Genomic DNA, 12,196 nt, shown 5'->3' on the forward strand with positions numbered 1-12,196 from the left:
GAGCGAGATGCTTCGGCTACGCGGACACCAGATAAGCATGACGTTCTTGGAGATTCATATATGGACCACGTTAAACTCTTCACCGACACCAGCCTGGCGTGCAGCAAGCTCATCACGGGGCGCTACAGCACTTCGTTCACGCTCGGCATTCGCACGCTTGATGAGCAGCTGCACTTGCCGGTGTACGCCGTGTATGGCTTCGTGCGCTGGGCCGATGAAATCGTGGACACTTTTCATGACCACGACAAAGCCGTGCTACTCGCGGACTTCCGCCGCCAGACCTACGAGGCATTGGATACGGGCCTGAGCTTCAACCCGGTGCTGCATTCGTTTCAGCACGTGGTGCGGCGCTATGGGATTGACCGTGAGTTTATCGAGGCCTTTTTGCACAGCATGGCCCTCGATTTGGAGGACCAGAACTACCACCCCGGCTTGTATCAGGAGTACATCTACGGCTCGGCCGAAGTGGTGGGGCTGATGTGTCTGCGCATCTTCTGCGACGGCGACACGGCCATGTTTGAGCGGCTGCGTGAGCCGGCCCGCCGGCTGGGCTCGGCGTTTCAGAAGGTGAATTTCCTGCGTGATATCCGGTCCGATTACGAGGAGCGGGGCCGCGTATACTTTCCCGGCGTGGTATACCAGCACTTCAGCGACGCGACCAAGAGCGAGATTGAAGCCGACATCAAAGCTGATTTTGAGGCGGCCTACGCGGGCATTCAGCAGCTGCCGCCCTCGGCCAAGCTGGGCGTATACCTGGCTTATGTGTATTACCTGAAGCTCTTTTACAAGATTAAGAAGCTGACGGCCGCCCGCATTCTGGGTGAGCGGGTGCGCGTGCCCGACAATACCAAGCTGCTGCTGCTGCTGGGGTCGTATTTCCGCTACCGACTCTCGCGCATCTAAGCCGAATTTTGCGCACGGCTTTTGCCAGGGACGTAGGCGATGCGTAGTTGCGCTGTAATTTTGTCGCTATGAGGATTCTCAGTTTAGTGTTTTTGTCGGCCATTGGGTGCGGTTTTACGGCTGCGCCGGTAACTGGCTCACCAGGAATCGGGCAAGTGACGGGCGGAATTGTTCAGCCCGTTTCCACTGCCTGCGCGCCGGCCGTTGGGGCCGTTTTCCCCTCTTCATTCATTTCTGTTTCAACGCCTGTGTCATCGTCCCCTTTTCATCCCGCCATCCTGCGCCGTCACTATGAGCTGGCCGCTGCTGACAAGTCTGCCGGCGAAAAATTCTACAAGCTGCTGGCCGACTACAAAGACCGCGACGCGCTGGTGCTGGCCTACAAAGCGGCGGCCGAGGCCATCCGGGCCCGCGACGCGTCGATGTTCAACAAGCTCACCTACGTGCAGGACGCCGCCAAAACCTTCGAGCAAGCCGTGGGCCTCGACCCGCAGAACCCCGAAATCCGGTTCCTGCGCTTCTCGGTGGAAAGCAACCTGCCCGCCTTCCTGGGTCTGAGCAAGCACGTAGATGAAGATAAGGGAATGCTCTTGAGCGCTGCCCTGAGCCACCCTGGGTCGGGTTTGGATGCGGACGCTTTCCGCACGGTGCGCGACTTTTTGGTGGAGCGCGGCCACGTCAGCGACGATGACGCCCAACGCCTTAGCAAGGTGAAAGAGTAGCAGTGCTGCCTCCGGGAATGGGTGCTTAGGTGGGGGAGGACAAGCTGGATTAAGTTCTATCACCGTATTTTAGGCGGCCCGGCCTGTAGCTCGCAACCTTGCGGGCAGGTTACTGGTTACTCAGGCCTATGCCTCAACTATCGCTCAGCGTCCGAATCGACCCCAACTCTGGCTTTTGCTTTGGGGTGATATACGCCATCCAGATGGCCGAAGACCTGCTCGATGAGCAAGGGTACCTGTATTGCCTGGGCGATATCGTGCATAATGATGAAGAAGTACAGCGCCTGGAGGCGCGGGGGCTGCGCATCATCTGCCACGAGCAGCTGGCCGAGCTGCGCGACGAAGCCGTGCTGATACGTGCCCACGGCGAGCCTCCGGCCACCTATCAAATGGCCCTGGAGAACAACCTGACGCTGATTGATGCCAGCTGCCCGGTGGTGCTCAAGCTGCAAAACCGCATCAAAACCAGCTACGATAAAAAGGAGCAAATCTTCATCTACGGCAAGCACGGCCACGCCGAAGTGCTCGGCCTGCTGGGCCAGACCAGCGGCAATGCCGTGGTATTTGAGAATCTTGACGAGCTACTTAGCCACGAGCTGCCCGAAAACATCACCCTATACAGTCAGACCACCAAGAGCACCAACAGCTTTTATAACATCAAGAACCAGCTGGAAACGCGGGGTTATCAGGTGAATGCCAACGACACGATTTGTCGGCAGGTGAGCAACCGCGACAAGGACCTGCGTCGCTTTGCCGCCCAGTACGACCAGATTGTGTTCGTATCGGGCACCAAAAGCTCGAATGGTAAGGTGCTCTATCAGGTGTGTCTCGAAACTAATCCGCAGACCCACTTTATCTCCAACGTGGCCGAAATCAACGCCACCTGGTTCCAGCCGGGCCAGTCGGTGGGCATCTGCGGAGCCACCAGCACGCCCATGTGGCTGATGGAGCAGGTGCGCGACCGGCTGCTGAGCTTGTAGAACCGACCCGAGCGCGGACCCATGCAAATAACCGACCTACCGTTTGGCGTTACCAGCTGGGCCGAGGCGCACCGCAGCCACACCACCGCCGGGGCCACACTATTTATTGTCGATTGATGCTAACAGCCACCGAATCAACTGTTGCCTTTGTTGCGCCGCGCCGGGTTGCTCCCGCCCCGATAGGTGGCAAAGGCGTGGCCGTGGCGCTGCTGGTGCTGCTGGCGTGGGCGAGCCTGTTGACGTTTTTGCTCAGTAGCTACCAGCCCAACTGGCACTCGCCCGCGCCCTACCTGCTGGTCCTGCTGCAAACCCACCTTTACACCGGACTTTTTATCACCGCCCACGATGCCATGCACGGCGTAGTAAGCCCGCACAAGCGGCTGAATAACGCCCTGGGGACTTTGGCCGCCGGCCTGTTTGCCTACAACTGGTTTCCCGGCATGCTGGCCAAGCACCACGCCCACCACCGCCACGTTGGCACCTCAGACGACCCTGACTATCACGACGGTAACCACCCCGGCTTCCTGCCCTGGTTCCTGCGCTTCGCCTGGAACTACGTGACTTGGTGGCAGGTACTGCTGATGGCCGCGACCTATAACGTGCTGAAGCTGTTCTTTCCGCAAGCCAGTGTCATCGCCTTCTGGATGGTGCCGGCCGTGTTGGCTACTTTCCAGCTGTTCTTCTTCGGAACCTATCTGCCGCACCGCGGCGAACACGCGGCCGATAACCTGCACCGGTCGCGCAGCCAGTTCCGGCACCACCTGTGGGCATTTGTGAGCTGCTACTTCTTCGGCTATCACTACGAGCACCACGACCAGCCGTATCTACCGTGGTGGCGGCTGTGGCAGACCAAGTAAACCAAACGAAGAAGGCCCCGTTCGTCATCGAACGGGGCCTTCTTCGTTTGGTTACCAATGCTTAGTGAACGGCGTTGGTCTTCTTGCAGCAGTCCGGCAGGCGGTTGTAGGCACGGGCGTCGGCAGTTAGCTCATCGGCGTCGTAACCGGTTTTCTGCACGGCGGTGCGTAGCGCTTCGGGCGACGTTTTATCGGCTTTGTACGTCACCGTGACAATTTGAGTAGGGACATCAAGAACCGCGCTTTGCACGCCTTTCTCATAAGCCAGGCTTTTCTCAATGCGCGATTTGCACATGTCGCACACCGCCGAAGTTTTGAACTGGGCCGTAGTGGTGCCCGATGCTTTGGCCGCAGCCGGCGCAGTCTGGGCCTGGATGCTGGGGGAGAGGTGCAACAAAGCGAATAAGGGCAGGGCGAGGAGGAATTTCATGAAATTGGGTTAGGTAGTAGGTATGGCAGCTGTAACAAAATTGCTGCCGAAAAAGGTTAAATGCGATTAGTACTCGCTACTCAATGCGGTAGCGCAGCCCTCCGTAGGTGAGACGGCCAAACACCGGTCCCCACACCATGGCCGCGTCGAAAGTCGGCCCAAACGGGGTCGCCGCACCTTCGATGGGGTTGGGTTGGCGGTAGTTGGTCAGGTTCTCGACCCCAGCATACAGCTCCAGCCGCTTGAAGGCCCGCGTAACCTGGGCATTCAGGGCGGCGTAGCGCGGGGCCATTTCGGGCGTGTATTCCTGCCCCGAGCCGTGCGCATGCGCGCTGGAAACGTGCGCCAGTGGCCGTTGCCCAAACCATTGCACCGTGAAATCGCCGCGCCACTTATCAAATGCACTGGCGTAGCCCAGGTTTAGAAAAGCGCGATGAGCGGGGGTGAGGGGCTTGGGTAATAAAATATTGTCGTAGGTAGTGCGCACGGCGAGGTACTTATAGGCCCCTTTCACTTGCAGCCCTTTCAGCGGCTCAATTTGCAGCTCGGCCTGGAGGCTGCGGGAAAAGGAGCGGCCGCCGGGCACCAGGTTATTAATCTCAATAAGGCTCGGCGAAGTGTACATATCGGCCACCACCTGGTTCTGAAAATCAGTGTGATAGTAGTCGGTAATGAACGTAGCCGGGCGGCCCAGCGCCGTGAAATACTGCGTGGCGCTACCGCCCACGTTCCAGGCTTTCTCGGGGCGTAGGTTGGGGCCGATAACAAATTCGCGGGCACTGGCCAGCATGGCCGCATTGTCGGCAATGGGGTTGGCCACGCGGAAACCCCGGCCGGCGGCCAGGCGCAGCACGGTGTTTTTGGCCACGTCGTACTTCAGGTTCAGGCGGGGCGTTACCTGCCAGCCGTAGAGGTTGTGGCGGTCGGTGCGCAGGCCGGCTACCACGGTCAGGTTGCGGCTATTCTGGTAGGTATACTCGGCAAAGGCACCGGGCACCAGCTCGCGGCGGGCGCGGTGCTCGCGGGCATACGCCTCGGCGGGCGTTTCGGTGAGGTAGGTCCGGCCGTCGCTCAACAGCTCCTTATAGTCATCATAGAGAAAACTAAGGCCCGTGCGGTACACGTGCGCCGTGTTGCCAAGCGCACTCTGAAACAGCAGCGTGGCCAGGCCGGTGCGCTGGCTGCCGTCGTAGCGGCGCGAGGTGCGATTGCTAACGAGGTAGGGCGGGCGGGTGGGGTCGGGGTCGACGTGGTAAGTCTGGTAGCCGTACGAATACCGTGAGGTGAAGTCGTGGTCGGTACCACTCAGCAGCAGGCCCAGGCTCTGGAACGGGCGCGAGGGCCAGGTGTAGGAGGTTTTGGCGTAGCCGGTGTAGCGGGTGGTGGCCTGCGTGGTACCGTAATGCTGCCGGAACGCCGCGTCGCCGGTGTCGCGGAAGCCCAGTTGGCCGCCCTGCCGGGTTTCGCGCAGCGCGCCCAGGCCCACTTCACTCACCAGGCCGCGCCCCGACAGGTACTTCCACTTATTAAAAGCGTTGAACTGGGTGGCCAGCGGCAGGTCCAGAAACTGGTCGTTGTTGCGGTCCACGCGGTTGCCCAGGTAGTCGGTGTGCAGCAGCAGCACCGTGCTCCACTTCGGGTTGATGCGCGCCGAGGCATTCAGGTTGACATCGAATTTGCCGAGGTCGTTGCCGTACATATTGAACAGCAGCTGGTCCGTCTTATCCGGCTCTTTCAGCTTCACGTTCACCTGCCCCGAAATGGCTTCGTACCCATTTACCACCGAGCCCGTGCCCTTGATAATTTCAATGCTTTCAATCCACGGCCCGGCCAGGTAGCCCAGGCGGTAGGGGGCCGCCAGTCCGCGTAGGGCCGGCTGGTTGTCCACCGTCAGCAGCGAGTAGCTGCCATCCAGGCCAAGCAGCTGAATTTGCTTAGCCCCCGACACCGCATCCGAAGTCGTCACTTCCACCGAGGCGTTGGTTTCGAAGCTCTCGGCCAGGTTGCAGCAGGCCGATTTAGTCAGGTCCCGGCTCGAAATCACCTGCACGTTGGCCGGGGTGAGTGCCGAATAAGCGGGGCCCCGGGCCGTCACGACTACTTCGCCCAGCTCCTGGCCAGCACGCAGGGCCACCCGCAAATACGGTGCGCCGGTGGCGGCCACCACCAGCGTATCGGGGCGATAGCCCAGCGCCTGCACCACCAGCCGCGAAGCCGCCCGCGCCGGTCGAACCAGCGTAAAACGGCCCGCTTCGTCAGAATTAGTGGTAATCACCGGCGCGTTTGCATCGGGTGCATCATTGAGCCAGCGCAGCACCGCGCCGGGTAGGGGAGTGCCTTTGCCCGCTTCTGTAACCTCGCCCCGCACCGGCGCAATGGCCGATGACTGGGCCGCTGCCGCACCCGGGCGCAGGCTCACCAACGCCACCATTACCAATGGCAATAGCGGAAGGCTTCCGCATGTGGATTTCATATCGTCTGTAAATTAAGTATTTCTGAAAATAAAGTCGCTGGCAGGCAGCATCTTTTTGGCCCCGTGTCATCTGCTGACAACGGGCTTTTTCAGAAAACCTAAACTACTAGTGTGCAGGCAAATGCCAGCAGCAACCTGCCGCCGCGCGGGGGCGGGGATGAGTCGGCCGCGAACCAGCGCGGGCTGTCATTGGTCAGCAGCGTGACCGTTGGCGATACCGGCCAGGCCAGGGCTGAGGGCCCCATTATCGCCTGCAGTGGGGCGGGCAGTAGAATTTTGGCGGCCAACTCGGGGGCGGGCACCGACAGCTTGTGCAGCTGCTTGCTGAAATCGCAGCAATCGTCCTTAGCCGCAGGAGTGGCCGGAGTCCGGCCGCCGATGCAGCCGCGCAGGTCGGCCTGACCCGTTACCGATACGGCCATCCTACTGAGGCCGCTCATACGGCAGGTCAGCCGCTGCACCGTGAAGCCCACTGAGGTGATGAGCACCAGCACGGCCAGCAGCAAACTGACGGAACGACGGAACAGAGAATGGGGACGCATAGCGGCTACAAAGGTAAGCCCCAGCGGTAGGCAATGGGGTGTGAAACCCGGGCCGGGAGCGTGCAATTTCCGGCCAGCAACCGTGCGTTTCCGGAAGCACTACTGACATTGCTGATGCTGTCGTTTTGGCGCTCACAGCAAATTCATGCCCACCTGCTGCTAGCTGCCATACCTCCAAAACCAATCAAAAGCTGCTTTTAAGCAGCGTGGCGGCTATTTTGTATTTGTGGTAAGAAATGGTAAATCGTGGTTGATTTCCCATTGGCTTCCCGTACATTTGTTCATACCGTCCTTTTCAAGCCCTGGCGGCCTGCCCATGAACCTGCTGTCCGGCGAATACGAATGCAAGCTCGACCCGAAGGGGCGGCTGGTATTGCCGGCCAAAGTGAAAGGCAATCTGCCCGAGCAATCCGGCAATCAGCTGGTGCTCGTGCGCGGCTTCGAGCCCTGCCTGGTACTCTACCCCCGAGCCGCGTGGCGCGTCATTCACGAAAAGGTGATGGCCCTCGACGAATTCAACGAAGAGTACCGCCAGTTTCAGCGAAACTTTTTCCGGGGCATGACCGAAGTGGAGCTTGATACCATCAATCGTTTCATGCTGCCTCGTAGCATGTTACGCTACGCGGGCATTGAGAAGGAAGCCATCATTGTGGGTCTGGGCAACCGGTGTGAAGTCTGGGACCCGGCTCGCTACGATGAGTTCCTCATCAAAGACCAGCAGAGCTTTAGCAAGCTGGCACAGAAATTTTTATCCGTCGATACTCCGCCGCTGGGCGGCCCCGTGGCGTGAGCGACTACTCTAACGATACAGCCTATCACCGCCCGGTGATGCTGGCCCAATGCCTGGCCGCCCTCGACCTGCAACCCGACGGCCGCTACGTCGACGTCACCTTCGGCGGCGGCGGACACTCGGCCCGCATTCTGGAAAAGCTGACCACCGGCCACCTCTTCAGCTTCGACCAAGATGCTGATGCTGAGGCCGAAGCGCACAAGCTGGAGTGCCCGCAGTTTACATTTGTAAAGGCTAATTTCCGTGATTTAACCGCTGAGCTTCAACAGATTGGGGCTGTACCGGTAGATGGACTGCTCGCCGATTTGGGGGTGAGCTCGCACCAGTTCGACACGCCGGAGCGGGGATTCTCGACCCGCTTCGACGGGCCGCTGGACATGCGCATGGACCCCGACGGCCCCCTGACGGCCGCCGATATCCTCAACGATTACAAAGAGGCCGACCTGCACCGCATCTTCGGCATGTACGGCGAGGTGACCAACGCCCGCACCCTGGCCCACACCGTGGTCGCGGCCCGCCGGGGCCGCACGCTGGCCACCATCGCTGAGCTTAAGGAGGCTATTCGGCCCTGCACCCCGCGTGGCAAGGAAAATAAGTATCTGGCCCAAGTGTTTCAGGCCCTGCGTATTGAGGTGAATCAGGAGATGCAGGCGCTACAGGAAATGCTGCTGCAAACCGCCGAGGTGCTACGCCCCGGCGGCCGGCTGGTGGTGATGAGCTACCATTCGCTGGAAGACCGGCTGGTGAAGAATTTTATCGCCAAAGGCAAGTTTTTTGGCGCAGTCGAAAAAGACTTCTTTGGTAATGAGAACAAGCCATTTGAGGCCGTGAACCGCAAGCCCGAGGAGGCCACTGCCGATGAAGTAGCCTCGAATAGCCGCGCCCGAAGTGCTAAATTGCGAGTTGCAGTGAGAAATTAAGAATGCCGAAATTTGCGTGTTAAGCTGCTATACGAAATCAAAAACAAGGCTTTCGGAAACGTCTTTAGCGACTGACTCTGCCGTTGAAGAATTCACTCGAATATTCGCGATGCCCTTAAAATGGCGTTGAAGCTCAAGCAAGTAGCGTAGTTTGCCTTAAAATCTAAAACGTAACATTCTCAATTTGTAAGCAACGTGGCCACCAATACGCTCCGACCCACCGATAGCCCGCGCCGGGCCAACGTGCCCCGCGATGCGCCGGCACCGGCTCCCGAGCCGCAGCCCGAACCCGCGGTGGATATCCGCCCGGAGCCGGAGCCTGCCCCGGTGGTGGAAAAGCGGGCACGCAAGCCCGTGGTGGAGGCCGCACCCCGAACCACCTGGAGCCTGTTTTCGCTGCTCGACCGGGTGACGAGCGTGGATGGCTTGTTTCGTGAGGGCCTGCCCGTGCGCTTCCTGCCGCACCTGCTGTTCGTGATGGCGCTGACCTTGCTCTACATCGGCAATACGCACTACGGCAACCGCATGAACCGCAGCATTCAGCGGCTCAAGCAGGAAACCGAGGACTTGCGAGCGGATTATACAACGCTGAAATCGGACTACATGGAGGCCAGCAAGCAGAGCGAAGTGGCCCGGAAAGTGGCGGCTTTTGGGCTGGTAGAAAGCTCTTCGCCGCCCTTCCGCATCACGGTCCCCGCCGGCCACCTCGACGCGGCCGAACTGGAATTGATGCCCGTGCTCACCGCCGACACGCTGGCTGCCCGGGCCGACCGTGACTCGGCCGCCGCGCTACGCAACGACATATTGGCGGGCCGTCGCCGGGTGCCAATGAGCGACGACGCAGCCGATGCGGGCCCCGAAATTATCGCTCCGCCGCAGGCCCTGAACGGGGACTCGGCCGTGGAACCAGTTCGTAGTGCACCCGTTCGGCGCGCCGCATCTTCTCCTATTCGCAGAAAAGCGGCTCCGGCGAAGCGCGCTGCACCGCGTGTGAAGGCGAAGTCGAATAAGGTCAACAATAAAAATTAGGTACAAAAAAGCACAAGTGCGCACAAAGAACATACGTCAGTGAGGTAGGCAGTTAGGAAAAAATTTGATGAAAGGCAGCGTAAAAAAGTCGATAGTAACGCGGGTGCGGCTGGCCTTTTTGGGGGTGGCCGTGTTTTCGTGCGCTATATTTTGGAAGGCTTCCAAGATTCAGTTTCAGGAAGGCAGTAAGTGGCGCGCTCTGGAGCAGGAGCGCCGTATCAGCTACCAGCCGGTACCCGCCACGCGAGGCAATATATACTCTGATAACGAGAGTATTATGGCCACGTCGCTGCCGTTCTACCGCGTGGCTTGGGACCCGGGCGTGGTGGAGGAAGCGGTGTTCGACAGCGGGGTGGACTCGCTGGCCTGGCACCTCTCGCACTTTTTTGGCGACCGGAGCGTGCAGGAATACCGCCGCCGGCTGGTGAACGCCCGGCGGGCCAAGGAGCCCGCCATCCGCTACATCCGCCTCAACTCCCGTCAAATCAACTTCCAGGAAAAGAAGCTGATGGCCACCTGGCCGGTGTTCCGGGCCAAGCGCAACCGTGGCGGGGCCATTTTTGAAAAGGTTGACAAGCGGTTCCGGCCCTTCGGGGGCCTGGCGCAGCGCACCATTGGCTTTGTGAACGAGGATAAGCACGGCGCGGGCCTGGAATACACGTTTGAGCAAAGCCTGGCGGGTAAGGCCGGGGAGGCCCTGTTTGAGCGCGTGCCCGGCGGCGTAAAGCCCGTGTACGACGGCACCGAAACCAAGCCCCTGCCGGGCTATGACATAAAGACGACCCTCGACATCAACCTGCAGGATGTGGCCGAAAACGCGCTCTACAAGTCGCTGGTTGATAACAACGCCCAGTACGGCTGCGTGATTCTGATGGAAGTATCCACCGGCGAAATCAAGGCCGTGGCCAACCTGGGCAAGGCTTCGGACAACACCTATAAGGAAGACTACAACTACGCCTTTGCCGACCAGGGCCGCACTGAGCCCGGCTCGACTTTCAAGCTAGCCTCGATGATGGCCCTGTTTGAAGCCCGGCCGGAGCTTACGCTGGACGATGTGGTGGACACTGGCAACGGCCGCATGTACGTGGGCGGGGCCGTGAAGTCGGACTCGCACGGCTACGGCCGCATCACGGTGCAGCAGGTGTTTGAGAAGTCGAGTAACATCGGCGTAGCCAAGCTGGTGGACAAATACTTCGCGGGCAACCCGACCGAATACACCGACCAGCTCAAGAAATTCGGCCTCGACAAGCCCCTGGGTTTCCAGATGGCCGGCGAAGCGCGGCCTTACGTGAAAGACCCGCGCGACCGCAGCTGGAGCCGCACTTCGCTCACCACCATGAGTATTGGCTACGAGCTGAAGCTGGCCCCGCTGCAAACGCTGGCCTTGTACAATGCCATTGCCAACGGTGGCGTGAAGGTGCAGCCGCTCATTGTGAAGGAAATTAAGCAGGCCGACCAGGTGCTGCAGCGCAACGAAACCAAGGTGCTGAACCCCAAAATCTGTTCCGATGCCACGCTGGCCAAGGTAAAATCGATGATGGAAGGCGTGGTGCTGGAAGGCACGGCCCGCGGTATTCGTCCCAAGGACTACACCATTGCCGGCAAAACCGGCACGGCCTGGAAGTTCAAGAACGGCCAGTATACCAAGACGTATTCGACCAGCTTCGTGGGGTATTTCCCGGCGGACAAGCCCAAGTACAGCTGCATCGTGGTGGTGGACTCACCCCGCAACGGCCGCATTTATGGGGCCGACGTGGCCGCGCCGGTGTTCCGGGAAGTGGCCGATAAGTGCATGGCCCGCGACCTGCTAAGCCAGCGCCCGCTGCTGGCCAAGGCCCGCCTCAACAAGAGCCACGTGCCCTTGGTGCGCGCTGGCATGCAAGATGAGCTGGCATTGGTCTGCCAGAAGCTGGGCCTGGCCGGCAACACCCAGGCCACCGGTGGTGAAGAATGGGTACGCGCTGCTTCCGATACCGCGTTCCATGCCCGCACGGTGGCGCTGGTAGTTAATCCCGTGCGGCCGGGCCGGGTGCCGCAGGTGCGCGGGCTCTCGTTGCGCGATGCCTTGTTTCTGCTTGAAAACCGGGGCCTGCACGTGCGCGCCATCGGCACGGGCCGCGTGCGCGAGCAGTCGCTGCCCGTGGGCCTGCCCATCAAGCGCGGTGAGCTCATTACCCTGACGCTGGAAGAAACCGGCCCGCGCCTGGCCGCACCCACCGCCTTGCCCGAGCCCGAGCACACCGACCTGGCCGAGAACAAGCTGCTGGTACCGGTGGATATGGAGCCCGCCAAACCCCGCAAGTCGTTTGCTGCCGGCGAGAAAGCTCATGTGCAACCTGCGGTAGCCGAACGCTCGGCCGGCGTGAAACCAAATGCCAAAGCCAGCAAGCCTACGACCAAGCCCGCGGCGACTAGCGCCACCAAAACCAAAGCTGCTGATAAAGCGAAAGACTCCCGCCGACCCGTTTCCGGCAAGAACCCCAGGAAGCCCGCCCCGGCCAAGCCTACCATTCGCCGCGCCTGAAATAGCTAAAAGCATCGGGTAAAAGT

Annotated in this window: 11 protein-coding genes; 8 read left to right on the forward strand and 3 right to left on the reverse strand. The window is 60.3% G+C overall.

Features of this window, described 5'->3' with window-relative positions; translation table 11 throughout:
• The first annotated feature begins 60 nt into the window (after window positions 1–60).
• From ABD819_RS07910 to ABD819_RS07925, 4 genes are all read left to right on the forward strand, one after another.
• A complete protein-coding gene (locus ABD819_RS07910; RefSeq protein ID WP_345122829.1) occupies window positions 61–903 on the forward strand; it encodes a phytoene/squalene synthase family protein in 843 nt (280 codons plus the stop codon).
• Window positions 904–1,151: 248 nt separating this feature from the next.
• A complete protein-coding gene (locus ABD819_RS07915; protein ID WP_345122831.1) occupies window positions 1,152–1,625 on the forward strand; it encodes a hypothetical protein in 474 nt (157 codons plus the stop codon).
• Between the two features lie 128 nt (window positions 1,626–1,753).
• Window positions 1,754–2,605, forward strand: coding sequence for a 4-hydroxy-3-methylbut-2-enyl diphosphate reductase (locus ABD819_RS07920; RefSeq protein WP_345122833.1), 852 nt, complete (start codon window positions 1,754–1,756; stop codon window positions 2,603–2,605).
• A gap of 116 nt (window positions 2,606–2,721) precedes the next feature.
• On the forward strand, window positions 2,722–3,462 hold the full coding sequence (locus ABD819_RS07925) for a fatty acid desaturase (protein WP_345122835.1): 741 nt from the start codon (window positions 2,722–2,724) through the stop codon (window positions 3,460–3,462).
• Between the two features lie 61 nt (window positions 3,463–3,523).
• Here the strand turns inward: ABD819_RS07925 and ABD819_RS07930 are convergent, their stop codons facing one another.
• From ABD819_RS07930 to ABD819_RS07940, 3 genes are all read right to left on the reverse strand, one after another.
• Window positions 3,524–3,892, reverse strand: coding sequence for a heavy-metal-associated domain-containing protein (locus ABD819_RS07930; protein ID WP_345122838.1), 369 nt, complete (start codon window positions 3,890–3,892; stop codon window positions 3,524–3,526).
• Window positions 3,893–3,968: 76 nt separating this feature from the next.
• Window positions 3,969–6,365 carry a TonB-dependent receptor gene (locus ABD819_RS07935; RefSeq protein WP_345122840.1) on the reverse strand — a complete coding sequence of 799 codons (2,397 nt, stop codon included), beginning with the start codon at window positions 6,363–6,365 and terminating at the stop codon, window positions 3,969–3,971.
• 98 nt (window positions 6,366–6,463) lie between these two features.
• On the reverse strand, window positions 6,464–6,907 hold the full coding sequence (locus ABD819_RS07940) for an HYC_CC_PP family protein (RefSeq protein ID WP_345122842.1): 444 nt from the start codon (window positions 6,905–6,907) through the stop codon (window positions 6,464–6,466).
• Between the two features lie 316 nt (window positions 6,908–7,223).
• Here ABD819_RS07940 and mraZ point away from each other — a divergent pair, with 316 nt between their 5' ends.
• The 4 genes from mraZ to ABD819_RS07960 all read left to right on the forward strand — a co-directional run bounded on the left by mraZ (window position 7,224) and on the right by ABD819_RS07960 (window position 12,170).
• On the forward strand, window positions 7,224–7,697 hold the full coding sequence (gene mraZ, locus ABD819_RS07945; protein ID WP_345122844.1) for a division/cell wall cluster transcriptional repressor MraZ: 474 nt from the start codon (window positions 7,224–7,226) through the stop codon (window positions 7,695–7,697).
• Window positions 7,694–8,617: a 16S rRNA (cytosine(1402)-N(4))-methyltransferase RsmH gene (gene rsmH / locus ABD819_RS07950; RefSeq protein WP_345122846.1), complete on the forward strand. Its 924-nt coding sequence runs from the start codon at window positions 7,694–7,696 to the stop codon at window positions 8,615–8,617. Before mraZ ends, rsmH begins: the two co-directional genes overlap by 4 nt.
• A 195-nt stretch (window positions 8,618–8,812) precedes the next feature.
• Window positions 8,813–9,646, forward strand: a complete 834-nt coding sequence (locus ABD819_RS07955; RefSeq protein ID WP_345122848.1) for an FtsL-like putative cell division protein — start codon at window positions 8,813–8,815, stop codon at window positions 9,644–9,646.
• Between the two features lie 67 nt (window positions 9,647–9,713).
• On the forward strand, window positions 9,714–12,170 hold the full coding sequence (locus ABD819_RS07960) for a penicillin-binding transpeptidase domain-containing protein (protein WP_345122850.1): 2,457 nt from the start codon (window positions 9,714–9,716) through the stop codon (window positions 12,168–12,170).
• The last annotated feature ends 26 nt before the right edge of the window (window positions 12,171–12,196 follow it).

Source organism: Hymenobacter antarcticus, from assembly GCF_039539545.1.
Taxonomy (GTDB): domain Bacteria; phylum Bacteroidota; class Bacteroidia; order Cytophagales; family Hymenobacteraceae; genus Hymenobacter; species Hymenobacter antarcticus.